This window comes from Amycolatopsis sp. cg5 (assembly GCF_041346955.1).
Lineage (GTDB): Bacteria > Actinomycetota > Actinomycetes > Mycobacteriales > Pseudonocardiaceae > Amycolatopsis.
The window spans coordinates 2404492-2428218 of sequence record NZ_CP166849.1 but is presented as its reverse complement, the minus strand read 5'-3'; the positions used below and the strand labels follow the sequence as shown (position 1 = coordinate 2428218).

Annotated in this window: 26 protein-coding genes; 10 read left to right on the top strand and 16 right to left on the bottom strand. The window is 68.6% G+C overall.

Translation table 11 applies throughout. From position 1 onward, the window contains the following. Nucleotides 1-15 precede the first annotated feature (15 nt). Nucleotides 16-1506, bottom strand: coding sequence for a hypothetical protein (locus tag AB5J62_RS11040; RefSeq protein WP_370948098.1), 1491 nt, complete (start codon nucleotides 1504-1506; stop codon nucleotides 16-18). 210 nt (nucleotides 1507-1716) lie between these two features. Here AB5J62_RS11040 and AB5J62_RS11035 point away from each other — a divergent pair, with 210 nt between their 5' ends. The 4 genes from AB5J62_RS11035 to AB5J62_RS11020 all read left to right on the top strand — a co-directional run bounded on the left by AB5J62_RS11035 (nucleotide 1717) and on the right by AB5J62_RS11020 (nucleotide 4899). Next, on the top strand, nucleotides 1717-2715 hold the full coding sequence (locus AB5J62_RS11035) for a BTAD domain-containing putative transcriptional regulator (RefSeq protein ID WP_370948097.1): 999 nt from the start codon (nucleotides 1717-1719) through the stop codon (nucleotides 2713-2715). 92 nt (nucleotides 2716-2807) lie between these two features. Continuing rightward, nucleotides 2808-3527: a hypothetical protein gene (locus AB5J62_RS11030; protein WP_370948096.1), complete on the top strand. Its 720-nt coding sequence runs from the start codon at nucleotides 2808-2810 to the stop codon at nucleotides 3525-3527. Nucleotides 3528-3775: 248 nt separating this feature from the next. Beyond that, nucleotides 3776-4372, top strand: a complete 597-nt coding sequence (locus AB5J62_RS11025) for a hypothetical protein (protein ID WP_370948095.1) — start codon at nucleotides 3776-3778, stop codon at nucleotides 4370-4372. Further along, nucleotides 4369-4899 carry a pyridoxamine 5'-phosphate oxidase family protein gene (locus tag AB5J62_RS11020; RefSeq protein ID WP_370948094.1) on the top strand — a complete coding sequence of 177 codons (531 nt, stop codon included), beginning with the start codon at nucleotides 4369-4371 and terminating at the stop codon, nucleotides 4897-4899. Before AB5J62_RS11025 ends, AB5J62_RS11020 begins: the two co-directional genes overlap by 4 nt. Here the strand turns inward: AB5J62_RS11020 and AB5J62_RS11015 are convergent. After that, nucleotides 4886-5371, bottom strand: a complete 486-nt coding sequence (locus tag AB5J62_RS11015) for an SMI1/KNR4 family protein (protein ID WP_370948093.1) — start codon at nucleotides 5369-5371, stop codon at nucleotides 4886-4888. The genes AB5J62_RS11020 and AB5J62_RS11015 overlap by 14 nt on opposite strands. A 179-nt stretch (nucleotides 5372-5550) precedes the next feature. Between AB5J62_RS11015 and AB5J62_RS11010 the strand changes: the two genes are divergently transcribed. Continuing rightward, complete coding sequence (locus tag AB5J62_RS11010) at nucleotides 5551-6408, top strand: hypothetical protein (protein ID WP_370948092.1); 858 nt, start codon at nucleotides 5551-5553, stop codon at nucleotides 6406-6408. A 200-nt stretch (nucleotides 6409-6608) separates the two neighbouring features. Here AB5J62_RS11010 and AB5J62_RS11005 read toward each other — a convergent pair whose 3' ends face one another. Genes AB5J62_RS11005 through AB5J62_RS10995 form a run of 3 tightly spaced genes read right to left on the bottom strand, consistent with a single transcriptional unit; the run spans nucleotide 6609 to nucleotide 8489 of the window. Then, nucleotides 6609-7373: a class I SAM-dependent methyltransferase gene (locus tag AB5J62_RS11005; protein ID WP_370948091.1), complete on the bottom strand. Its 765-nt coding sequence runs from the start codon at nucleotides 7371-7373 to the stop codon at nucleotides 6609-6611. Nucleotides 7374-7378: 5 nt separating this feature from the next. Continuing rightward, a complete protein-coding gene (locus AB5J62_RS11000; protein ID WP_370948090.1) occupies nucleotides 7379-7918 on the bottom strand; it encodes a hypothetical protein in 540 nt (179 codons plus the stop codon). A gap of 13 nt (nucleotides 7919-7931) precedes the next feature. Then, nucleotides 7932-8489 (bottom strand): TetR/AcrR family transcriptional regulator, encoded by a 558-nt coding sequence (locus AB5J62_RS10995; RefSeq protein WP_370948089.1) that lies wholly within the window; start codon nucleotides 8487-8489, stop codon nucleotides 7932-7934. 83 nt (nucleotides 8490-8572) lie between these two features. Between AB5J62_RS10995 and AB5J62_RS10990 the strand changes: the two genes are divergently transcribed. The 3 genes from AB5J62_RS10990 to AB5J62_RS10980 are packed head-to-tail and all read left to right on the top strand — an operon-like array spanning nucleotide 8573 to nucleotide 9857. Next, nucleotides 8573-9148: a DUF2867 domain-containing protein gene (locus AB5J62_RS10990; protein ID WP_370948088.1), complete on the top strand. Its 576-nt coding sequence runs from the start codon at nucleotides 8573-8575 to the stop codon at nucleotides 9146-9148. 60 nt (nucleotides 9149-9208) lie between these two features. After that, nucleotides 9209-9595 carry a DUF1761 domain-containing protein gene (locus tag AB5J62_RS10985; protein WP_370948087.1) on the top strand — a complete coding sequence of 129 codons (387 nt, stop codon included), beginning with the start codon at nucleotides 9209-9211 and terminating at the stop codon, nucleotides 9593-9595. A gap of 13 nt (nucleotides 9596-9608) precedes the next feature. After that, nucleotides 9609-9857, top strand: coding sequence for a hypothetical protein (locus AB5J62_RS10980; protein WP_370948086.1), 249 nt, complete (start codon nucleotides 9609-9611; stop codon nucleotides 9855-9857). A gap of 3 nt (nucleotides 9858-9860) precedes the next feature. On the opposite strand, the gene AB5J62_RS10975 is transcribed toward AB5J62_RS10980, so the two are convergent. The 7 genes from AB5J62_RS10975 to AB5J62_RS10945 all read right to left on the bottom strand — a co-directional run bounded on the left by AB5J62_RS10975 (nucleotide 9861) and on the right by AB5J62_RS10945 (nucleotide 17159). Next, entirely contained in the window at nucleotides 9861-10049 is a 189-nt protein-coding gene (locus AB5J62_RS10975; RefSeq protein ID WP_370948085.1) for a hypothetical protein, read from the bottom strand. Between the two features lie 165 nt (nucleotides 10050-10214). After that, entirely contained in the window at nucleotides 10215-11933 is a 1719-nt protein-coding gene (locus tag AB5J62_RS10970; protein WP_370948084.1) for a DUF2264 domain-containing protein, read from the bottom strand. Beyond that, the gene (locus AB5J62_RS10965) at nucleotides 11930-12925 is read right to left on the bottom strand and encodes a hydroxyacid dehydrogenase (RefSeq protein WP_370948083.1); all 996 of its coding nucleotides are present in this window, start codon (nucleotides 12923-12925) and stop codon (nucleotides 11930-11932) included. The genes AB5J62_RS10970 and AB5J62_RS10965 overlap by 4 nt, the downstream gene beginning before the upstream one ends. Continuing rightward, nucleotides 12922-13776 carry a carbohydrate ABC transporter permease gene (locus AB5J62_RS10960; RefSeq protein ID WP_370948082.1) on the bottom strand — a complete coding sequence of 285 codons (855 nt, stop codon included), beginning with the start codon at nucleotides 13774-13776 and terminating at the stop codon, nucleotides 12922-12924. The genes AB5J62_RS10965 and AB5J62_RS10960 overlap by 4 nt, the downstream gene beginning before the upstream one ends. Beyond that, nucleotides 13773-14675 carry a carbohydrate ABC transporter permease gene (locus tag AB5J62_RS10955; RefSeq protein ID WP_370942200.1) on the bottom strand — a complete coding sequence of 301 codons (903 nt, stop codon included), beginning with the start codon at nucleotides 14673-14675 and terminating at the stop codon, nucleotides 13773-13775. The genes AB5J62_RS10960 and AB5J62_RS10955 overlap by 4 nt, the downstream gene beginning before the upstream one ends. A gap of 16 nt (nucleotides 14676-14691) precedes the next feature. Beyond that, complete coding sequence (locus tag AB5J62_RS10950; RefSeq protein ID WP_370948081.1) at nucleotides 14692-15999, bottom strand: ABC transporter substrate-binding protein; 1308 nt, start codon at nucleotides 15997-15999, stop codon at nucleotides 14692-14694. 80 nt (nucleotides 16000-16079) lie between these two features. Beyond that, on the bottom strand, nucleotides 16080-17159 hold the full coding sequence (locus AB5J62_RS10945) for a substrate-binding domain-containing protein (RefSeq protein WP_370948080.1): 1080 nt from the start codon (nucleotides 17157-17159) through the stop codon (nucleotides 16080-16082). Nucleotides 17160-17382: 223 nt separating this feature from the next. Between AB5J62_RS10945 and AB5J62_RS10940 the strand changes: the two genes are divergently transcribed. Next, complete coding sequence (locus tag AB5J62_RS10940) at nucleotides 17383-20466, top strand: ThuA domain-containing protein (RefSeq protein WP_370950235.1); 3084 nt, start codon at nucleotides 17383-17385, stop codon at nucleotides 20464-20466. Between the two features lie 81 nt (nucleotides 20467-20547). On the opposite strand, the gene AB5J62_RS10935 is transcribed toward AB5J62_RS10940, so the two are convergent. The 3 genes from AB5J62_RS10935 to AB5J62_RS10925 all read right to left on the bottom strand — a co-directional run bounded on the left by AB5J62_RS10935 (nucleotide 20548) and on the right by AB5J62_RS10925 (nucleotide 21801). After that, on the bottom strand, nucleotides 20548-20973 hold the full coding sequence (locus AB5J62_RS10935; protein ID WP_370948079.1) for an OsmC family protein: 426 nt from the start codon (nucleotides 20971-20973) through the stop codon (nucleotides 20548-20550). A gap of 70 nt (nucleotides 20974-21043) precedes the next feature. Continuing rightward, complete coding sequence (locus tag AB5J62_RS10930) at nucleotides 21044-21409, bottom strand: VOC family protein (protein WP_370948078.1); 366 nt, start codon at nucleotides 21407-21409, stop codon at nucleotides 21044-21046. After that, nucleotides 21406-21801 carry a nuclear transport factor 2 family protein gene (locus AB5J62_RS10925; RefSeq protein WP_370948077.1) on the bottom strand — a complete coding sequence of 132 codons (396 nt, stop codon included), beginning with the start codon at nucleotides 21799-21801 and terminating at the stop codon, nucleotides 21406-21408. The genes AB5J62_RS10930 and AB5J62_RS10925 overlap by 4 nt, the downstream gene beginning before the upstream one ends. A gap of 84 nt (nucleotides 21802-21885) precedes the next feature. On the opposite strand from AB5J62_RS10925, the gene AB5J62_RS10920 reads away from it, so the two are divergent. Continuing rightward, on the top strand, nucleotides 21886-22323 hold the full coding sequence (locus AB5J62_RS10920) for a MarR family winged helix-turn-helix transcriptional regulator (protein WP_370948076.1): 438 nt from the start codon (nucleotides 21886-21888) through the stop codon (nucleotides 22321-22323). 829 nt (nucleotides 22324-23152) lie between these two features. On the opposite strand, the gene AB5J62_RS10915 is transcribed toward AB5J62_RS10920, so the two are convergent. Continuing rightward, nucleotides 23153-23530, bottom strand: coding sequence for a tautomerase family protein (locus AB5J62_RS10915; protein WP_370948075.1), 378 nt, complete (start codon nucleotides 23528-23530; stop codon nucleotides 23153-23155). Nucleotides 23531-23727 lie beyond the last annotated feature (197 nt).

Here is a 23727-nt window from a genome sequence, read left to right as displayed (position 1 = left end):
TACCTACGAAGGGATTCAGCTGATCGCGGGTCCGGGGGAATCCTTGAGCCAGCCCCACGCGGACCAGTCGGCGAAGCCGGTCTGCCAACGGTGGAAGACGCCGGCGCCGCTCGACGCGAAGACCTCGATGCGGCCGTCCGCGTTGTGGCCCGCGTTGATCTCGGCGCCGCCGGTGCCGAAGTTTTCCCAGGCCGAGTAGGGCGCGTTGGGGTTCGTCTGCCAGGTGTGGCTCGCCGTGGCGCCGTTGATGGCGAACACCTCGACCCGGCCGTCGACGGAGCGGTCCGAGGTCAGCTCGGAGTTGGCGGGGCCGCCGCCGGTGCCCTCCCAGCCAGACCAGCTGGAGAACCCGGTCTGCCAGCGGTGGAACACGCCGCTGGCGTTGGACGCGAACGCTTCGAGCCTGCCGTCGGTGTTGTGTTTGACGGTCAGGTCATGCCCGCCGGTGCCGAAGTTCTCCCAGGACGACCAGCCGCCGTTGACCCCGGTCTGCCACAGGTGCTCGAACGTCGAGTCCGACAACGCGAAGACCTCGAGCCTGCCGTCGGCCGCCGACTCCATCGCCAGCCGCGAGTTCGCCGGGCCGCCGAAGGTGCCCTCCCAGTTCGACCAGCCGCCGTTGGGCGACGTCTGCCAGCGGTGGAACACGCCGCTGCCGTTGGACGCGAACACCTCGATGCGGCCGTCCGCGTTGGCGCCCGCGGCGACCCGGTAGCCACCGCCGCCGAAGTTGGCCCAGTTCGACCAGGTCCCGCTCGGCGCGTTCTGCCACATGTGGTCGAAGGTTCCGTCGGACAACGCGAACAGCTCGAGCCTGCCGTCGGCGTTCGGCGCGATCGCGAGCTGGGCGTTACGCGGCCCGCCCGTGAACTCCCACGCCGACCAGCCGGCGTTCGGGTCGGTCTGCCACGAGTGGTAGACGCCGTCGGCGCCCGCCGCGAACGTCTCCATCCGGCCGTCGGCCGAGCGGCCGCTCACCACGCGGCCGGACGCGTACGGGTGCGGCGCGGCCGCGGTGTCTTCGATGATCTTGGTGTAGCGCAGCGCCTTGTAGTCGCCGTTGGGGTGCCCGTCGAGGTAGGCGTCGTTGATGTTCGCGCGCAGATGACGCACCGGCGTCGAGCCGAACGAGTAGTAGGAGAAGCCGCCGTGGTCGTCCTCCCACTGGTGGAAGAGGAAGACGTGGTCGTAGTAGGAGTTGAGGATGTCGCCGGGCCGCAGGTCGGCGCGCGGGATCTCCTGGGCGTAGTTCGGCAGCGCGCCGGTCCACGGGTTGTCGGCGAGATGCCAGGCCATCGAGATGTAGCCGGAGCAGTCACGGCGATAGCGGAAGTCGCCGCCGGGACCCGGCGCGTCACCGCCCTGGTCGTACGGGCCTGGCTGGTGATCGACCCAGTACTGGGCGCGCCAGATCACCTCGCTCCGGGTGATCGGGCCGCCGAGCGCGGAGCCTTCGGCGTTCGCCGGGACGGCGGTTCCGGCGAACGCGAGAGCGGATATGAGCAACAGCAAGAGCAATCTGGCGGGTTTCACGGGCACCTCTCCGGGGACGGGGGCGAGCGGTCGCCGAGGTTGCCAGCAGCCGATGAAAAACCGATGACACCAGGCGTTTCCGCAGGCCGCCGCCGACCGGCCAGCTTTGGCCGGTTACTGACCTGGCCTGGTCAGGAGCCCGCGCCGCACGATCGGTGCTCAGCCGACAAGGGGGAGCTCGCCATGCCGACCACAACGCTCGACGACCGCGCGCACGCGGTCACCCACGCCGAACGCGCGGTGCTCCGCGGCATCGGCCGCGGCCTCAACGACGCCGAGATCGCCGCCGCGCTCGCCACCTCCGACACCGCGGTAGCGCACTCGATCGGCAGGCTCATCGCCAAGCTCGGCCTGCGCGACCGCGCGGCCGCCATCGTCTACGCGTTCGACCACGGCATCGTCACGCCAGGCCCCAAGCCGGCGTCCCCGGGCAGCTTCCGGATCTCGGCGCTCGGCCCGCTCCGCGCCTGGCACGACGCGAAACCACTCGACCTCGGCCCGGTCCGCCAGCAGGCGCTGCTCGCGGCGCTCGTGCTGCGGCCGGACCGCACGGTCAGCCAGCGTGAGCTGCTCGAAAGCGTGTGGGGTCTCGACGCGCCGGTGGGCAACGTGGTCCCGGTGTACATCTACCGCCTGCGGCAGAGCCTGCGCCGCGGCGACGACCGGTCGGACTCGATGATCGTCCGCGACCGGTCCGGCTACCGCTTCCGCAGCGAAGGCATCCGCGTCGACACGGCCCAGCTGGACGACCTCGCGGCCGAGGCCGAAACGGCGCATCGAGCGGGCGACGTCGAGTCGGCGATCAGCGCGTTGTCCCGCGCGCTCGGCCTGTTCGACGGCGAGCCGCTGGCGGGCCTGCCCGGCCCGTTCGCGGAGCTGGAGCGCCTGCGGCTGACCGAGCGCAGGCTCTCGCTGTCGCTGCGGAAGGCGGAGTGGCAACTCCGCCTGGGCAGGCACGCGGAGGCGATCGGCGAGATCAGCGCGTCGGCGACGGCGCACCCGTACAGCGAGCCGACGGCCGCGTTGCTGATGCACGCGCTGGCCGCCGGCGGTCACCGAGCGGAGGCGTTGGCGGTGTACACCCGGCTGCGCGCACGGCTCGCGGAGGACCTGGGCGTCGAGCCCGGCGCGCGCCTGCGTCACCTACACGGGGCTGTTTTGCGTGGTGAAGACCGCCCCTGACCAGGCACCGGCCACAAATGGCCGGTTTGGAGCCTGTCGTGCGGCGCGACCGTCTCGCGAAGATCGACTCCCGGCGTTGAAAGGAGAAGGACGTGAGGAAGAGCTTCGGCCGCTGGCTGCTGGCGATCGTGGTGGCGGCCGCCTGCGTGCCCGTCGGACAGGCGCAGGCGGCCCCGGCCAAACGACCATGCGGCCCGGTCATGTTCGTCGTGCCCGGCTATCAGGACGGCGGCGCGTTCAAACTGCTCGACCGCACCTTCGCACCGGGCGGCGCGGATCCGGTGCGCATCCCGTACCCCAACGGCCAGGCCGACATCAACCTGTACGCCGACGTCGACGCCGGCGTCGCCAACCTCAGAACCGCGCTCTACAACCTGTACGTCACCTACAACTGCGACCTCGACACGCGCGTCTACATCGTCGGCTTCAGCCTCGGCGCGCTCGTCGCGGGCACGGTGCTCGAGACCGAGCCGCCCGACCGCAACATCCAGGGCATCCTGTTCTCCGACGGCAGGCGCCAGTCCGGCGAGTCGAACCAGCCGGGCGACCCCGGCGGGCTCATCGGCCGCCTGCCGTTCCCCGGCCCCGGCGGCGCGGGCCTGCGCCCGGTCGACTCGTTCCGGTACCCGACGCTGACCTTGTGCAACGGGCCCCGCTCCAGTGGCGGCGCCGACGTGATCTGCTTCGGCGGCTCGGACCTGAACAGCTACTTCACGTCGCACCCGTTCTACAGCTTCGACGTGGCCGGTGAGCTTCGCGTGCACGGCGAAGGCCCCTACGACCACAACCTGCGCAACCGCGTCATCCCCTGACCCACTGGGGTCGTGAGTGGTATGGCCGGTTCTAACCGGCCGTACCACTCACGACCTCTGCGGCTACGGCGTCGGCGCTCGCATCCTGTACGCGATCCGAGACGGGGTGCACTGGCGTGACGCCGCGTCGGCCGCCTTCAACGGTCAAGGTTCGTGTGGTGGCAGGCGAGGCCGGGATGGCTGGCCGCGCGCGAGGCGCTTGCGTAAAGCGGATGCGCGTGTGTGCGCGCCGGGCGATCATGGGCACCATGGACGACCTGCTGAACGTCGCGCTCAACGAGTCGACCGTGCTCGGCTTGCGCCAGCGGCCGGACGGCGGCGTCGCCTTGCTGCTCGAGGTCTTGGCGCTACCCGAGACTCCGGACGACCGCCGCCTGCTGATCATGTCGGGGGTGTCCAGCGTCCGGGTGCTGCTGCGCCGCGACCCCATGAGCGAGGGCTACGGCCCGCCGATCCCGTTGGCCGACTTCGACGCCGTCGAAGCCTTCTTCGCGTCGATCACCGTGTCCCAGTCGATGTACGGCTGGAAGTTCCTCGACTCCCCCGAGCTGACCGAAGACTGGCCGACCAACGTGAGCTTCGAAGTCCAGTCGGCCGGGCCGGGCTCGCACTCGCTGTATTGGTTCAACGAGGCCAGAGTCGGCAGCGAGCTGTACTGCATCGAAGGCACCATCGAGTTCGAGACGCTGTCCGTGACCTACAGCGACGGCACACCCCTGCCCCTCGAAGACTTCGCCGCCGCGGGGAAGCGTTGGTGGGATGCCCTTTACCAGCGTTCCCAGCCCTCGAAACTTCGTCGAGCCGTGCGTCGATTCATCGCCGCCCCGTTCGACGGAAGGGTATGACGAACACGACGAACGACCCGGCCACCACCAACCTCGACCGCTCCGGCTCCGCGCCACTGGCCTGGAGCCGCCCCCGCGACGTCCTCGCCACCGACACCCCCGAGACCGACCTGACGTTCTTCGTTTCGACCGTGCGCCCGGACGGCCGCCCGCACTCGGCCGGTGTCGGCGCCATCTGGGTCGACGAAGCGTTGTACTTCGTCAGCGGACCCGGCACCCGCCGCGCCCGCAACCTGGCGGCGAACCCGGCCTGCACGGTCTCGGTCCGCCTGCGCGGCATCGACCTCGTACTCGAAGGCGACGCGCACCGGGTGACCGAACCGTCCACTTTGGAGCGGATCGCGGCCGTCTACCGAAGCGGCGGCTGGCCTGCTTCGGTGGACGGCGATGCTTTCACTGCCCCGTACAGCGCGCCCAGCGCGGGGCCTGCGCCGTGGCACCTGTACCGGCTGACGCTGCACACCGCGTTCGGCGTGGCCACCGCCGAACCCCACGGCGCCTCACGTTGGGACTTCACGGCGAAGTGAGCCGCTCGACGAAGGCACGGAAGTCCGCGGCGAGCACCAACTCCTCGCTCCGCTCGACGTCGAGCCAGACGACAGAGGGTTCGCCGCGCCGCCCGGACTTCCGATAGTCGAGGGCGATCCACCAGTGCCCATCGCCGGTGAGGAGCGCGAGCGGTTCCGGGAGCTCCCATTCCTGGACCAGGTACGGGGTGTCCAGCAACGACAGGACGTTGTCCTTGCGCCCGATCCCCATCAGCTGATCGACCGGCACATGGTCCTCCGACCACGACGTCGGTTCGGTGGTGGGGCAGGCTTGCAGGCCAGGCACGACCTGGCCGCCGTTCTGGATGGACAGCAAGTCGATCAGCGAGGCGGGCAAGGTCACGTCGAGAAGGCGCTCGGCTTCGATGACGGCTTCGCTCGTCAGCGGCGGCAGGACACCGTACGAGTCCGGGCCCCAGAAAGACTGCTTGATCTCGTCGAATGTCGCCACGCGCAGAAGCTTAGTTGAGTGAGTCCGCGAACCTGACGGAGTTGGTTTTGGGCCGGCAGGTGACCCAAAAGCAACTCCGTCAGCTCACGCTCAGACGCCCCGACCCTCGACCGCGACACTCAGGCGAAATGCGGATGCGGTCCCTTCGGTGATCACCGAAGATGACGAGCATGACCGATATGAGCCGCGAGCTGCGCCTTTACGAAGCCGTGGCGCGCTGGGACGTCGAGGGCGGACCTGAGGTGATCACGGCTGCCTGCCAAGCACTGATCGACGGCCTAGACTCACCTGCGTTGCGTGACCTCGCGAGCGCGTCGGCCCATGACGATGCCTCGGACATCCGCGAGCTGGTGATAGAGACGCTCCAGGAAATCGGAGTCCCCTATCCCAGCTCACCCCAGCCTAAATTCGTTCTGGCGGCGCAGCGGTCGACCGTCGACGTGCTGCGGCTGGCGGTGACGCCCACCGATGTCAGCGACTTCCAGCTGGAGGTCTACGTCAACGACGTCGAGATGACGAGCGAAGGCGCGGGGCTCGGGATGGATCCGTTCGATGTGCTCATGCCCGTCAACCGGCTGGCGAGCGACGGCCGGGTTCCGATCGCCCGGTGCGACTGCGGTAACTACGGGTGCGGGGTCACCGACGTGGCCATCACCCGTGAGGGCGGCTGGGTGTACTGGGAGTGGCTGGTCGAGAAGCCGATGGAACGCGTCGTGGTGTTCGCGGCCGAGCAGTACGACGCCGAACTCGCGCGGATGGACGCCGATCACGCGTGGGAAACGCCCGAGCGGGCGGCCGCGCGCCTGGTCATGACCGGGGTCGATCGGGAGCACCTTGCCGCGCATGGCGTCGAGCTGGGCTGGGCGCGCAATGACTTTCAGAATCCCGAACGGTTTCAGGTCTTTCTCACCGTCGGTGGCCGGAATACCGTCCTCGACGTGGCGTGGCGCGGTCGTCGTCCGGACGAGGTGGCGCGCGAAGCCTGCGCGATCTTGGCCCGGCACCCCCGCGAATGGCCTGCCAGATTCACGTTCTAGTCGCTGGGAGTCGTGAGCGTTGCGGGCGGTTCTAACCGCCCGCAACGCTCACGACAACCTTTTCCTGGGCTTGTGCGTGTTGCGGGTACGAGGGAGAGGAGCCGGTCATGGAGCGAGAGGAAGTCGAAAGCCCGCCGTCGTGGGCGATCGGGCTGGACATGGGTGAGCCGCGATTGTGCGCCGCCGCACCGAAGAAGGCGTCAAGGAAGCCAGATGTCGACGCCGATGTCGTGCGTCCGCTCCGTAAAGACGTTGTCTCCCACTAACTTTCGCAAGTCGGACTCGAAGTCGCCGAGGCGGTCGCCGAACAGGTGCGGCGCGGAGCTGGACAGTGAGAAGACCGAGGCGACGATGTCGTCGGGGGCGCGGGTGACCAGGCGGCCGGGTACGCGGATCTGTTGCGGGCCAGTGAAACCCGCCGCGCGGTAGATCTCGGCTTCGCCGCCGGGCGTACCGCCGGGCAAGGTGCCCTGGCCCGCGCGGCGTACCGGGCCGAGGTAGGTGCGGACCAGGTCGGTGATCGCCGCGTAAGGCGTGCCGTCGACGCCTTGGTGGGTGGTGGCGTGGACGTGTACGCACGCTCCCCCTGGCTCGAGCATTGTGCGCGCTGTCGCGGCGGCGTGGGGGCGGTCGAGCCAATGGAACGACTGCGCGAACGTGATCAGCCTGAACTCGCCGAGGTCGGCGGGGAGCTGCTCGGCACGCAAGTGCAGCCAGCGACAGTTGGCGGCACCAGCGCGGGAGGCTTCGGCGAGCATGTCGGCATCGGCGTCGATTCCGACTGCCTGCGAGAAATACCTTGCCAGCAACAAGGTCAGGGAGCCGGGACCGCAGCCCACGTCGAGCAGACGACCGGAACCGTCGAGGCCCAATTCGCGAGCCAAAACGTCGGCGAGGGCTTCGGGGTAGGCGAAACGACCTCGCGTGTAGTAAGCGGCGCTGCCCGAGTAGAGCGAAGGGTCCATAAGACTCAGCTGAATTCCTTGCTGCGCAACCACACTTCGCGCCAACGGCGGGCGGTGCCCGGTACCGGGATGTGACTGAAGGACGGGGAGACACCGCAATCAGGACAAGCAATGTTCACGCCCGGGGTCCGCCCGCAGGCGAAGCACCGTTCCGATCGGCGGGCACCGGACTCATGTGCGGTGATCACGCGCTGGACCACCACGGCCAGCCGCTCGACAGGATGGGCTTCGAAATCCGGACAGTAGGCAAGTGTGTTGTTGTGCCATCGATCGGTGCGGCGCGGAATCCGGTTTCCGGCAGCCTTTTCCGCTCGGCGCCGGGCGAGGAATTCCTCATGCGAGGCGAGCCACACCTGCCGGGCCTGCTCCAATTCGTCCACCATGGCGAGCAGGGACGGTCCGCCACTGACGACCAGGTGATGCCAGGTGGCACTAAAACCGTACGGCGCGAAACGCAACACGCACTCCCGCAGCGCCAGCACGCGGTCGCGCCGCGGCAGGCCGGTGTCGCGGACCCGGCGGTACGCCGAGGGGTAGCTGCTCACCTTCGCAGCCTAGCTAGCGCAGCAACCATTTACTCGTCAGGCGCATGACGTCGCGGCGGCTGCGGCCGCCGTGGTCGGCCGCGATGAAGTGGTTGCCGATGCGCAACGAGAACGCGAGCAGTGCTCGGACTTCGACGTCGTCCTCGTCGTCGCAGAACGATGCGAACAGGGAGCGCAGGTAGTCCATGCGCGTGTTGTCGGCGTGACGGAGGCGCTCCGCGACCGCCTCGTCGCGGCGGGCCCAGTCGCGGATCGCGAGGTCGGCCGTGGTGCCTGTCAACGGGCCGTCCTCTGAGGACGCGAGGCGGAACAGGCGCTCCAGCTTCGAACGGGCGTCGCCGCCGCCGCTCTCGACCTGCTCGATGATCTCTTCGGTGACCGCGCGCTCCCAGGTGTCGAGCATCTCGGCGAGCAGGGCGTCGCGGTTGCGGAAGAAGCCGTAGAAGCCGCCTTTGCTCACGCCGAGCGCCTGCGCGAGTGGTTCGATGCGGACGGCTTCGGGGCCGCCGGCGGCGAGTGCGCGGAGGCCCTCCTCGATCCACTTGGCGCGCGGGGTGCGGGTGATGCCCATGTGATCCCTCTCATCTATACGCCACCGTATAGAAAGGTGCTAGCCTCGATGTATACGCCATCGTATAGATAAGGGGCATCGACATGAGACTCGCAGCCACGGAGCACACTTCGCGACCATGGCGGATCCACGAGATCGCCGCCGACTTCGACCTCGAAGACGTCTGGGCGATGCCGACGCCCGGCGGGCCCGACGATCTCGCGCGGCTCGTCGCCCAGTTCGCGACCGGGACCGGCGGGCCGATCAGCTCGCCCGTGCCCAAGGCGCTCTTCGCGATCCGATGGAAGCTCGGGAAGCTGCTGGGCTGGGACAAGAAGGACGCGGCCGAGCTGATGCCGACGCTGCGCGACTGGCTGCCGTCCGACCTGACCGAGACGACGGGGCCGGACCTCAAGGCGGTGCCCTTCACCTCCGTCTATCAGACGCACGACGAGTGGGTCGCGGAGATCCGCAACCGGACCGTCCACGCGCTGATGCACATCGGCTGGGTTCCGGACGGCGACGCCTACCGGGGGCAGATGGCCGTGCTCGTGAAGCCGAACGGGCTGCTCGGCCGTGTGTACATGGCGGGCATCAAACCCTTCCGCTACCTGGGGGTTTACCCGGCGCTGCTGCGTGGCATCGGCCGCGGCTGGCAAGCGAACGCGAATTCGCGCTGACGGCATGTCGAAATGCCGCCCGCTGCTTCTACACCTCTTCACAAGCGAGAGGAGAAGCAAGTGAGCGACGTGAACTTCCTGGCCGTCGGGGTGGCGACCGTGGTGGCCTTCGTGGTGAGTTCGGCCTGGTACGTGGTGTTCGGCGCGGCGCGGGCCCGGCTGCTCGGCGCGGATCCGGCCGAGCAGGCGAAGCCGGTGCCGTGGAAGATCGGCACCGAGGTGGTCCGCACGTTCGTGCTGGCCGCGGTGTTCGCCGTGCTGGTCGGGACCGGGACGCTGGGGCACGCGGTGCTGCTGGGACTCGGCCTGTGGGTCGGGTTCCCGGCGCTGATCCTGACCGGTTCGATCGTCTGGGATGACGCGCCGTGGCGGCTCGCCGTCATCCATGCGGGTGACTGGCTGGTGAAACTGCTGGTGATCGCTACCGTCGTCGGTCTCTGGAACTGAAGGGGAACCAGTCATGGACTACGTGATTGACCCGCGCGTCGACGACTACATCGGCAAGCTGCCCGAGTGGCAGCAGGCGATCTGCCGTGAGGTCCGCGACCTCGTGCACGCCGCCGATCCCGAGGTCGAGGAGACCATCAAGCGCACCGTCCAGCCGTACTTCGTGTTGCGGGGCAATGTCTGCGCGCTGCTCGCGATGTTCCGGCAGATCATCGCCAACAACCGGGCGGGCGGCTGGCGCAAGCTCAAGCGGGAGATGTGACGCTCAGGTGCCGTCGATCAGCCGGACCGCGAGCTCGGGACTGAACTGCCCGGCGGGGACGGCCGGCGCGATGCCGCACTGGCCGTCGGACACGCCGGGCGTCTTCACCCACAGCAACAGCTCGGCGCCGCCGCCGACCTGGGCGGGCACGCCGAGGCTGCTCGCCATGGTCGGCGCGTCGACCCAGCCCACGTTTCCGCCGTCGAGGTTTGGTGCTGCTGAAGCTGCCGTTGAGCACGCGCTCGTACGGCTCGGCGTGCGCGTCGGTGGCGAAACCCAGCAGCAGCACGAGCGTCAGGCCGACCACCGCCGACTTGGGTCGTGAGTGTTTTGGCCGGTTAGAACCGGCGATACCACTCACGAGTCCTTCACCGCCAACGGCTCCGTGCTGAGCGTGGCCAAGGCGACGAAGAATCCGGCCGAAGCTTCGCCGGTCAAGCGAGGCATCCGAGCCCAGGCCGTGTAGGCGGTTCCTTGCGGCGCGACGACTTCGTCCTCGGTCGTCCAGCCGTGCAGTGGCCACAACGACGAGAACGCCTCAGCTCCGGTCGCCCAGCCGGTCAGCTCGACGCGGGCTCCGGACGGCGCCCCGATCACCCGGTGTACCCGCAACTCGTAGGCGCCCCAGGCGACCGTCAGGCTCTCGACTCGCAACCCCGGCACCATCGGTGAGCCGGTCGGGAAGACCGGCCGATGCCATGACGCGGCCCAGTTCTCGGCGGCGCCCAGCGGATGGATCCGGCGGCGGACACTGCGAACCCCGTTCCAGATCACCGCGAAGTGGTTGTCGGCCGGGTTCCCAGCCGATGTCGGGCCGGTGTGCGTCGAGTACGCGAACCTGCCGTAGTGCGGATCGGCTTCGCTCGCCACCTCACCCTCATGCGGCCGGACGTGGTCGCTGCCGTGATTGTGCAAGCGGACGATCCCGCCCGAGGACTGCACCAAAAGCCCAGGCCCGGCCAATGCCAGCACGCGATCCGGTCCTTCGCTCGGCGCAGGCTCCTCCACGGACGTCCACAGTGGATGCTCTTCCCCGGCGAGCAGGCAGACAAAGGCTTTCGACGCCCAATAAGGCGACCCGGGTCCGGAGTAGGACTGCAGTGTCGGCTCGTGCGCGCCGTGCCAGCCCAGGCTGAGCAGCCCGTTCTCGTCGACCGAACCCCGGTCCAGGAAGTAGCGCAGCGACCCACTCAGCAAGCGCCGCGAAGCACCCGGCGTCAGCGGCGTCGACCCGGTCACCGCACCCAATCCGACCGCCGAAGCCGCAGCGAACCGATACGTCAGCGACCGTCCGAAGTGGATCGGAGCGCCATCGGCCCCGAACATCAGCGAGAAGCTTTCCAGGTGCTCCCGCAGCCGGTCGCCGTGCAGCGGCTCACCGGCCAGGAAGCCGTCCAGGACCGGGTACAGGTGCAGTGCCCAGCCGTTGTAGTGATCGAACGCGCGACCGTCGCCGTCGGAGTACCAGCCCTGGCCTTGATACCAGGTCTCCAGCAGCTCCAGCGCCCGGTCACGGGCCGCCGCCGTCTCGGCGTCACCGCGGTCGGCGGACTCCAGGAAACCCGCCACGGTGAACGGGAACAGGTACCAGTTGTTCGGCGCAGGCACGTGCCGCAACGCCCCGCGCAGCCATTCCGAGGCCCGGTCCTGCACCCCCGGATCGAGCCGATCCCACAGCCAAGGCCTGGTCAGCCGCAGGCCGAGCGCCACGGACGCCGATTCGACCATCGGCTGGCCCTGCGTGAAGTGGTCTAGGATTTCCGGCCACGACTCCGCGCCATCGCGAGCGGTACCCGCATCGAGTCCCTCGGCGTACCGGGACAGCAGGCCGTGCGGGTCCGCGCCGCCCGCCCCGGCGATCCGGAACGCGGCGGCCAGGAACGTGCGCGCGTAGCCTTCGAGACCGTCGGACCGGACGCCGCTCTTCGACGGGCGGCCCGGCAGGTCCAGAAAGGCACCGCGGGGGCTTGACCAGCGCCAAGCCGCTTCGAGCAGGCCGTCGGCGACGGCTTCCCAGTGCGCGCGGGTGTAGCCGGTGTACGGGCTCAGGTCCCGGTCCTCCGCGGGGAGCCTCATGCGGTGCGATCCAGGCTCTCGCGCCGCACCGGATGCGCGAACGGCTCCCCCGCGGCCCAGCGGCCGACCTCCGCGACCGCCAGGTCCGCGAGGCGCTGCCACTCGTTGCCCTGCGATCCGGCGAGATGCGGGGTGATCAGGATGTTGTCGCTGTCCCACAACGGATGCGACGCGGGCAGCACCTCGGGATCGGTGACGTCCAGCACCGCGCGGATCCGGCCGTCGGCCGCCGCCTCGGCGAGCGCGTACTGGTCGACGATCGCGCCACGCGCCGTGTTGATCAGCACCGCGTCGTCGCACATCGAGCCGATCAGCTCGCGGCTGACCAGGCCACGCGTCGCGGGCAACAGTGGCGTGTGGACACTCACCACGTCCGAGCGGGTGAACAACGCGTCAAGGCCCACGGACTCGACCCCGAGTGCCGCCGCCTCGTCGGCGCTGACATACGGATCGTGCAGCAGGACGCGAAAGTCGTACGGCCGCAGCAGTTCGATCACCCGGCGGCCGATCAGCGAGGCCGAGAGAATCCCGACCGTGCGGCCGAAATTGCCTACCGACAGCGGAGTGCGCAGCGACGCGGCCCTAGATCGCTCCACCCGGTAGTCGCGGGCGCGTTCCAGCACGCGCTTGCCGGTCAACAGGATCATCGCGACCGTGTACTCGGCCACCGGGAGCGCGTTCGCCGCGGCCGCGGACGCGACCTCGATCCCCCGTTCCCAGCAGGCCTCGGTGACATGGGCGTGCACGGATCCGGCGGTGTGCACGACGGCACGCAGGCGCGGCGCCGCCGCCAGCACGTTCTCGTCCAGCTTCGGGCAACCCCAGCCGGTGATCAGCACTTCGACGTCCGCGAGGACCTCGTGGGCGTTCTCGAAGGAGTCCAGCACCCCAGGTGCCAGTGAACAGACTTCGCCGAACGCGGCCAGCGCACGCGCGTCGATCACGGCCTCGGCGGCGTCCCGCGACATCGCCAGCGCGGCACGTGGACTCATTTGACAGCTCCCGCGGTGAGACCAGAACGCCAGAATCGTTGCAGCAGAATGAAAGCGAGCACCAGCGGCAGCACAGCGAGCAACGCGCCCATGATCACGACCGGGTAGTACTCCGGTGACACGGTCGCCGAGCTGTTCCAGGTGTAGAGCCCCAGGCTGACCGGGTACAGCTTCTGGTCGGACAGCATCACCATGGGCAGGAAGAAGTTGTTCCAGATGGCCGTCAGCTGGAACAGGAAGACCGTCACGAAGCCGGGCCCGAGCATCCGCAGCGCGACCTTCCAGTACATCGCCAGCTCGCTCGCGCCGTCCATCCGCGCGGCCTCCAGCACCTCGTCCGGCACGTAGCCCTGGCTGAAGATCCGCCCGAGATAGACGCCGAACGGGTTGAACAGCACCGGGATGAACACCGACCAGAACGTGTTGACCACACCGGCGGCCGACGCCATCAGGTACAGCGGCAGCGCGAGCACCGTCTGCGGGACCATGACAGCGGCCAGCACCAGCCCGAACGCCTTTTCCTTGTGCCGGAAGCTGTATTTGTCGAACGCGTAGCCAGCCGCGATGCTCACCAGCGCGCTCAGCGCGGCGCCGAGGACGGCGTACAGCAGGCTGTTGACGTACCAGCGGCCGTAGATGCCCTTGTCCATCGCGAACAGGTCCTGCAGGTTCTTGATCGGCGAGAACCCGTGCAGGGTCAGCAGTTCGCTGCCGAACAACGCGTCGCGGTCCTTCGACGCGGCGAGCACGAGCCACAGCACCGGCAGCAGCGTGTACAGCACCGAGATGCCGACCACGACGTTGACGGCGGTGCGGCCCAGGATCTTCGGTCTCGTCGCGAGCGTGCTCACGCGGCCTCCCTCGAACGGTTGGTCCAGCGAGTGACCACATAGGACAGAGCGATCGTGCAGGCCAGCAGCACCACCGAAGCGGCCGCGGCCAGCCCGTAGTTGTTGCGGGTGAAGGCCGCGTCGAAGATGTACATGCTCGGCGAGAAGCGCGAGTTGATGATCGGGGTGGCCTGGCTGAGCAGCATCGGCTCGGTGAACAACTGCAGCGCGAAGATCAGCGTGAACAACGCGACCATCACCAGCGACGCCCTGACCAGCGGCGTCTTGATCCGCAGCGCCAGTCGCACCGGGCCGGCGCCGTCGACCACCGCGGCCTCGATCACCTCGCGCGGGACGGCTTGCAGCGCGGCGTAGAAGATCACCATGTTGTAGCCGAGGTTGCTCCACAGCGCGATGTTCACGATGGCGGGCACGACACCGTGCACGCCAAGGAAGTTGACCGTGATGTCGGCCTTGCCGAGCAGGTCGATCACGGGGCTGATGCCTGGCGTGTAGAGATACAGCCAGATGATCGCGGCGATGATCCCCGGCACCGCGTGCGGCAGGAACAGGCCCAGCTGTGCCCACGCGCGCAGTCGCGCGACGCCGGAGTCGAGCAGCAGTGCCAGCAGCAGCGCGCCGCCCACGAGCGCGGGAATGTAGATCAGGCAATACAGCGCGACGGTGCCGAGTCCATTGAGGAACGTCGGGTCGGTCAGCACGGCGAGGTAGCTGCGCAGCCCGACGAAGATCGTGCGCTCCTCGCCGAAGCCGAGGCCCGGCTGATCGTCGCCGAAGAAACTCAGCCAGACGGCCGTCCCGACGGGGATCAGGAAAACGACCAACAGCAGCACGAAGAACGGCGCCATGAGCACGGCGCAGGCGGAGCGTTCACGGCGCCGGGTGGCGGATGTGGCCATCGGGGATCACCTCCTTTCAGGAGCTGTGCTCGGTGGTGGCGAGGCCGAGTGCCACGAGATCGGGCATCGTGCCGCGCTGGGCTTCGCGGACCGCGTCGAGCAGCGTGCCCTCACCCGCGCCCGCCAGCGCGAAGCCGTCTTCCATCACGCGCTGGGTCGCGGTCATGCGCGGTCCCCAGGTCCAGCCGTCGCGGATCTTGGCGGCTTCGGCGTCGAAGAGGCTGTAGATGTCCTGGCCGCCGTAGTAGGCACGGTCGAAGCCCGCGCGGCCGACGTCGACCAGCGCTGGCACCGCCGGATACTGGCTGCTCGTACCGCTGGACAGCCTGGCGCGCAACGAGTCCGGGTTCGAGACCTGCCATTCGATGAACTCCATCGCGGCCTCGGGATGCGCGCAGTCCTTGGTGATCGCGAAGGTGGACCCGCCGTGTGTGCCGACGACCGGATGCGCCGGGTCCCACTGCGGCAGCGGCGCGATGGCCCACTTGCCTTTCTGCGCGGGGCGTGCCTTCATCTGCGCACCCGCGTCCCAGGCGCCGCTATACCTGGCGAAGACGAGTCCCTGGCCGATCTGCGCGTCGCTTTGCCTGCCCAGCGAAGGATTCGCGAAAAGCAGTTCGTCGTCGATCAGGCCTTGCCAGAACTCGGCGACACGCCGGGTCGGCGCGTCGGCCAGCGAGACGTTCCACGCGCCTTGGCTGGTGTCGAACCAGCGCGCGCCCGCCTGCCACGAGTTCGCGGCGAACTGCAGCGCGCCGTCGGTGGGGAACAACGCGAGCTTGCGGCCAGGCACCTTGTCACGCACGACGCGTGCCGCCGCGGCGAACTCGTCCCAGGTGCGCGGGACCCGCAAACCGTGCTGCTCGAACAAATCCGTGCGGTAGTGCAGCACCATCGGCTCGACGTCGAGCGGGACGGTGAACACCCGGCCGCCGAAGGTCGTGAGCCCCAGCGCCTGCGGCAGCAGCTTCGCGCGGAGCCGATCACTGAGCAGTCCGGTGAGATCGCGTGTCACGCCGTCGATGGCGAACCCCGGCACCTGCGGGTACTCGATGGTGGCGATGTCAGGCGCGTTGCCCGCGCGGGCGGCGTTGCTCAGCTTCGCGTAGCCGCCCTGCTGGCCGCCGGGGATCTGCTGGAAGACGACCTGGATCCGCTTTTGGCTGCGGTTGAACGCGTCGACCACCTGCTGGCTGCCGCGCAACGCCGACCAGAAGGTGATGCGCGTCGGTCCGCTCGAGGTGCTCGCGCCACCCGAGCAGCCGGCCAGTGGAAGCGCGAGTGCTGCGGCGAGCACGGAGCGGCGGCTCGGTCGACCGGGCATCGTTGCCTCCAGCGCTGGGTGACGGACAACGCATTCTGATCACCTGAGCGTTTTACGGTCAATACTTCGGCCCCAAGCGGTCAAACGATCGAATACGGTTGCGTCGATCCGCGCACTTTCAGCTCGGGGATCAGCTCGACCCGCCTCGGCCGCCCGGCGCTCGCCTTGCCGAGCCGGTCGAGCAGCAGCTCGGCGGCCACTTTCCCGACCTCGGCCTTCGGCGGGGCGATGGCGGTCAACGGCGTCCTGCCCAGTGCGGCGACGACGTCGTCGTAGGCCACCACCGAGCAGTCGGCAGGCACCCGGATGCCGGCGTCGGCGAGCTGCTGGACCAGCATCAACGCGTCGTCGTCGCCGTGCAGCACGGCGCCGGTGATGCCTCGCTCCCCGATGAGATCGATCAGCGAGCCCGGCGGCGTGCCCGGGTCCGCGCCCGCGTCCGGCGCGCTGAGCAGGACGGTCCAGTCGTCGATCTCCGTGTGCGCCACGGCGATCTCGGCGAAGGCGACCCGCAACGCGCGCGCGGTCGGACTGTCGTCGCGCGCGGCCAAGGCGATCCGGCGATGCCCCAGCGCGGTCAAATGCTCGACCGCGAGATGCATGCCGTACCAGTGATCGGTGCACACCGAGTCGAACGCGTGCAGCGCGCTGCCCGGCCGCGGCCTGCGTTCCATCAGGACCGTGGGCACGCCCGACTCGGCGAGCCAGCCGTACGCCGCCTCCTCGTCGGCCGCGGTCCGCCAGCGCGGGGCGATCATCAGGCCGGCGACCTCGTCGGCGACGACCCGTTCGACGATCGGCCGGTCGGCGCCGCGCGCCCGCGGCGCGATGTGCAGCACCACGCGCACCCCGGCTTCCTCGAGCACGGTGCGCGCGCCGTGGACGACCTCGTTGAGGTACGCGTGCCGCTCGGGCACGACCAGCGCGACGGCGCCGTCCTTCGCGTCGGGCACGGCGGGCGCCTTGGGCACCGGGACCAGCGAGCGGGCGACGCCGTGGCCACGCCGGAGCTTGCCTTCGCGGGCCAGTTCCTCGACGTCGCGGCGCACGGTGATCACCGAGACCTCCAGCTCGGCGGCGAGGTCGCTGACCCGCGCCTCGCCTCGCGCGCGCACGACCGCGAGGATCCGCTGCCGCCGTTCGTCACCCGGTTCGCGCATAACACAGCCTTACGATCGTTTGAGCGTTTCGCGCAGAGCATACCGATCAAAATGGGTCGTGCCACTTTTCGGGTGAAGTTGGGTAATTGCCCTGTTGTTCACCTAGACGGGTGACGCCACAGCGTCCTACTTTCGAATCATCCGATCCAAAGTCTGCTTCGAAAATGACAAAGTGGGAGGCAGTGTGGCCTCGAAGACGGCAGCCTGGAAACTCGTACTCGCGGTGACGACGGCGTTCGCCTCGCTCGTCTCCCCCGCCCAAGCCGAACCCGCCCACGAGGTGGCGAACGTGCTGGTCTTCTCGAAGACCGCCGCCTACCGGCACGACTCCATCCCGGCCGGGATCAAGGCGATCAAGGAACTCGGCGTCCAGCATCACTTCGGCGTCGAGGCGACCGAGGACGCGGGCGCGTTCACCGACGCCAACCTCAAGCGCTTCAACGCGGTCGTTTGGCTGTCCACCACCGGCGACGTGCTCAACGCCGCGCAGCAGGCGGCGTTCGAGCGTTACGTCAAGGCGGGCGGCGGCTACGCGGGAGTGCACGCCGCGTCCGACACCGAGTACGACTGGCCGTGGTACGGCGGCCTCGTCGGCGCGTACTTCCTCGCCCATCCGCAGATCCAGCAGGCGGACGTGCGCGTAGAGGACCATGCCCACCCGTCCACTGTGGACCTTCCGGCCACCTGGAAACGCACCGACGAGTGGTACAACTTCCGGCAGAACCCGCGCGGCAAGGTCCACGTGCTGGCGAGCCTCGACGAGAAGAGCTACACCCCCGGCAACGGCGCGATGGGCGACCATCCGACCGCCTGGTGCCACACGAACGCGGGCGGCCGGTCCTGGTACACCGGCGGCGGCCACACCGCGGAGTCGTACACCGATCCGGCGTTCCGCTCCCACCTCGCAGGCGGAATCCGCTACGTGGCCAAGATGGTCGACGCGGACTGCGGCACGACCGTCGCCGCGCCGGTGGACACCGACTTCGACCAGATCACGCTGGCCAAGGGCGAGGAGAAGACCGGCGAGCCGATCGCCCTCGCGGTGCTGCCCAACCGCGACGTGCTGCACACCTCGCGCGACGGGCGCGTCTGGTACACGAGTTCCGCCGCGACGACCAAGCTCGCGGGGCAGATCCCGGTGTACTCGCACGACGAAGACGGTCTTCAAGGCGTGGCCATCGACGCCGGATTCGCGACGAACCGCTGGGTGTACCTGTACTACGCGCCCAAACTGTCCACACCGGCCGGTGACGCACCGGAGACCGGAACCGCCGCCGACTTCGCGCCGTTCAAGGGATACAACCAGCTTTCGCGCTTCAAGCTGGGCATGGACGGCGTACTGAACCTGAGCAGTGAGCAGAAGATCCTGCAGATTCCCGCCGAACGCGGGATCTGCTGTCACGCGGGCGGTGAGATCGACTTCGACGCACAGGGCAACCTGTATCTGTCCACAGGGGACGACAGCAACCCGTTCGCCTCGGACGGCTTCACCCCGATCGACGAGCGCGCCAACCGCAACCCGGTCTTCGACGCGCAGCGCAGCGCTGGCAACACCAACGACCTGCGCGGGAAAGTCTTGCGTATCAAGGTGAACGCCAACGGCGGGTACAGCGTGCCCAGTGGCAACCTGTTCAAGCCCGGCACCGCGAAGACGCGTCCGGAGATCTACGCGATGGGCTTCCGCAACCCGTTCCGGTTCGCCGTCGACCGCAAGACCGGCTGGTTGCATCTCGGCGACTACGGGCCTGACGCGGGCGCGGCGAATCCGGCCCGTGGTCCCGGCGGGACGGTCGAGTTCAACCTGATCAAGCAGCCGGGCAACTACGGCTGGCCGTACTGCGTTGGCGACAATCAGCCCTTTGTGGACTATGACTTCGCCACGGGCACGTCCGGCGCGGCGTTCGACTGCGCGGCGCCGAAGAACACCAGCCCGCGCAACACCGGCCTGACGAACCTGCCGCCGGTCCAGCGCGCCTGGATCCCGTACGACGGCGGCTCGGTGCCGGAGTTCGGGAACGGCTCGGAGTCGCCGATGGGCGGGCCGGTCTACCGCTACGACGCGGCGTCGACGTCCAAGACGAAGTTCCCGGCGTACTTCGACGGCAAGACCTTCGCCTACGAATGGGAACGCAGCTGGATCAAGGAAATCAGCGTCGGCCCGAACGGCGAACGCGGTGAGATCAAGCCGTTCTTCGACTCGATGACGCTGACCAGGCCGATGAACATCGAGTTCGGCCCGGACGGCGCGCTCTACGTGCTCGACTACGGCAGCGGTTACTTCGGCGGTTCGGCGGATTCGGCCGTCTACCGCATCGACTACACCCAGGGCAGCCGGACACCGGTCGCCAAGATCGCGGCCGACCGCACCTCCGGGCCGGCGCCCCTGACGGTGCGCTTCGACCCGGCCGGGACGCATGATCCCGACCAGCAGCCGCTGACCTACGCGTGGGACTTCGACGGCAACGGCACGACCGACTCCACCTCGGCCGGTCCGGTGTCCTTTGTGTACAACACGGCAGGCCAGTACACCGCGAAGCTTTCGGTGACGGACTCGACCGGGCTGACCGGCGCGGCGAGCGTGGTGGTCACCGTTGGCAACACGGCACCGGTGGTGACGTTGCGAAGTCCGCTCAACGGCAGCGTTTTCTCGTTCGGCGACACGGTGGCGTTCAAGGTCGACGTGACCGACGACAAGCCGGTCGACTGTTCGAAGGTGATCGTCGAGTACATCCTCGGCCATGAGGGACATGGTCATCCGCTGAGCAGGGCGACCGGCTGCGAGGGCACGATCGCGACACCGGCGGACGGCGGCCACGGCGCCGACTCGAACGTCTTCGGCGTCATCAACGCGACGTACACCGACGGCGGCGGCACGGGCGCTCCCCCGCTGGCCGGCTCGGCGGAAAGCGTGCTGCAGCCGTCGCTCAAGCAGGCCGAGTTCTACACGGAGGCCAACGGCATCCAGGTCGTCGCGCAGGCGGACGCGAGCGGCGGCAAACGCGTCGGCTACATCGAGCCAGGCGACTGGATCAAGTTCGATCCGGTGAACCTGGCCGGCGTACGCGGCATCGGCTACCGGGTGTCGTCCGCGGGCGCGGGCGGGACGATCGAGGTGCGCTCCGGCTCGGTCACCGGGCCGCTGGTGCAGCGCGTGACGGTGGCCACCACGGGCGGCTGGGACACCTACGCCGACCTGCCCGCCACCCCCGTCACCGACCCGGGCGGCACAGGTCCCCTCTACCTGGTCTTCCAAGGCACGGGCTCGGGCGGCCTCTTCGACGTGGACGCGATCAGGTTCGAGCGGTAAACCCGGGGATAAAGCCCGCTTTACTCCCGGGGATTTAGCGGGCTTTATCCCCGGGAGTAAAGCCCGCTAGATCCCGGCCTGCTAGGCCAGCTCGGCGGTGAGGGTGATCGTGGTGCCGGTCAGCGCCTGGCTGACCGGGCAGTTCTTCTTGGCGCCCTCGGCGGCCTCGGCGAACGCGGCCGCGTCCAGGCCGGGGACCTCGCCGCGGACGGTGAGGTGGATGCCGGTGATGCCCTCGCCGGGCTGGAAGGTGACGTCGGCCTTGGTCTCGAGGCGGGTCGGCGGGGTGCCGGCACCGGCGAGACCGTGCGACAGCGCCATCGAGAAGCAGCTGGAATGCGCGGCCGCGATGAGCTCCTCGGGGCTGGTCTTGCCGTTGGCCTGCTCGGCACGGGACGGCCAGGAAACCGGCTGGCTCCCGATGCCGGACGAGTCGAAGGTGACCGTTCCGCTGCCCGTGAGCAGCTCGCCTTCCCAGACCGTGTGTGCCGTGCGTGTAGTCGCCACGATGGCGTACCTCCTGATGCGATGATGGTTCACCGCCCAGCATTCACCATCCGGCGGCCGGGTGCCCAGCTCAAGCCCGGGTGAACAGTTCCATGTTGTGCCCGTCGGGGTCCTCGAAGTAGAAGCCCCGGCCGCCGTTCATGGCGTTGAGCTCGCCGGGTTCCCGGTGGAACGGGTCCGCCCAGAAGGTGATCCCGGCAGCGCGGATCCGGGCGAACGTGGCGTCGAACTCCTCGTCGCCGACCAGGAAGGCATAGTGCTGACCGGCGACTTCGGCCGCCTGCGCGTAGTCGAGGGTGACCCCGTTCCCGAGCCGGATCGGCGCGAACGGCCCGATCACCGGATCGACGGCGACGCCGAGGATGTTCGCCAGGAACGCCGCGGAGGCGTCCCGGTCCCGTGCCCACACGACCGTGTGATTCAGCTCGATGGTCATCGCGTGCCCCCTTCGAACGGGGGCGGCCCGCCGATCGGGCTGAGCTGGATGCTCGCGAGCCGCCACTGGTCATCCCGGCGTACCACGACATGGGTGGCCCTGAACCGCCCATTCGCGGGATTCCCCTGGTACGACGCCACTTGGGCGTGCACGCCGATCGCGATCACGGTGTCACCCAGGTCGAGCAGCTCCACCTCGGCCCAGTCGATCGACTCCGTGACGAGCCCGCCGTCGTAGCGCGTCAGCCACTGCGCCTTGTCCAGCACGAACCCGGCAGGCCCGACCAGCCGGAAGCCGTCGACCGTCAGCTCGTCGAGCGTCCGCCGGTCGGCTTGCTCTTCGGCCGCGGCCCAGCGTTTGCCGAGGTCATGGATCTCTTCTTCGGTGCTCATGGTCTTCTCCCTTGTCGCTGAGGTGCCATGAACGTTAGATGTCTAACCATTCGATGTCAAACCCTTAGAGTGCGATACGGTTCGATGGTGCCTCCACCCGTCACCACCCCGATCGGCCTGGTCCTCACGAAGGCGGCCAAGACCGCGAGCCGCGCCTTCGACCAGTCACTCGCGGCCGCGGGCGGCTCCCAGCCGATTTGGCAGATCCTCATGTCGCTCAAGACGGCCCGGCGCGCCAACCAGCGCGAACTCGCGGAGGACGTCGGCATCCAGGGCGCGACGCTGACCCATCACCTCAACGGCATGGAAACCGCGGGCCTGGTGACCCGGCGCCGCGACCCCGACAACCGTCGCGTGCATCTGGTCGAGATCACGGACGAGGGCGAGCAACTCTTCCACCGCCTCGCGACGGCGGCCATCGCGCACGACAAGCGGCTGCGTACGGGGTTCAGCGAAGCGGAGATCGGTACTCTCGCCGCGTTGTTGACGCGGCTGAGCGACAACGCCGCGACGGACCGTTGAGGCAGCCGGTCAGCAGCAGAAACCCGATCACGCCAAGGATCGCGTGGCCGGTCACGACACACAGTCCGCACAATCCGAGCCACAGCGCGATCTTCATCTGCCGAGCGTAAATCCGGCCGCTCCGAGGCGAGCCGGAAATTAGGACGGCCTTAAGGTGAAAGTCTTTGCCGCACTTGGGGGTCGTGAGCGTTGCGGGCGGTTAGAACCGCCCGCAACGCTCACGAGCCCCACTGTCCAGCAGATCGACCAAGCACTCGACGCAGGCCACGTTTGACTTTCCGGCAATAGCTGACCGGGGCTCGCCACCTACGGTCGGAGTCCGCGCGAGTGGAAAGTTTGCTCCGTTAGATGCAGAAATTCTTCCACTCGCTCGACCCACCCACCACCGCACACAAGCCACGTTCATTCCGCTGACCGTGACACAAGCCCCGTTCATGCGAACGGCCAAGCCCAAGCCAAGCGGGGGCACGAGCGTTGCGGGCGGTTATTGGGCGGAACTCTCAAGGTGGCGGGTCGCCGGGCACCGGGCGAGCGGGGTGTGAATGGTAACTCTGCTGCATCTAACGGAGCAGAGTTACCACTCGCGGATAGCCGAGGGCTGTGGCGTGTGGGATAAAGCCCGCTTTACTCCGCGGGGTCGTGAGCGATGCGAGTGTGAGGACTGAAGCGAGGGGACCTCTCAGTGTGTATGCAGCACCGAGGGGTCCCCTCACTGCACACCCGCGGGCGAGGGGAAACCCTGCTGCATCCAACGGTGCAGGAGCTCCCCTCGCACCGAAGTCCAGCACACCACTTTTGCCCTTCTCCTCAATAGAACCGCCCGCAACGCTCACGACTCCACGTACTGGGCGACGCCGTGGCCGAACGACCAGTCGACCGGCTCGTTCTCGGTCAGCGTGATGACCACGTTTCGCGGCTCGGTGCCCGCGTACTCGTGAGCCAGCTCGGCGATCCGGCGGTACAGCGCCTGCTTGAGTTCCGGCGACCGGCCGGAGCGCATCGTGATCGCGACGAAGACGACGCCGTCGTCACGGTCGATGCCGAGGAAGCCGTCGTAGCGCAGGGTGCCGTCATGGCTGGACAAAACCTGGAAGCGGTCGTCCGGCGGGATTCCGATCGTCTCGACCAGTGCGTCTTGCACGGCCTGGCCGAGTGCGTCGAGGCGGGCGGCGTCGGCTCGGATGGCGTCGATGCGAACAAAGGGCATGCCGTACATACTAGTAGGTACAGAGCGACGGCGGCTGCCCTTTTGTGCCTCTTCGCTGCCCGGGTAGCCCAAAAAGCGGCCTGGTGCAGGGATTCCGTTGAAGATCACGATAGCTTCGCGTAGCGGCCGGACGGACGAGGGGCGATCCCCTTCCCGGTCGCGGCCCGCGTGGTCCGCTCCCCTAGGCGGCCGCGCGG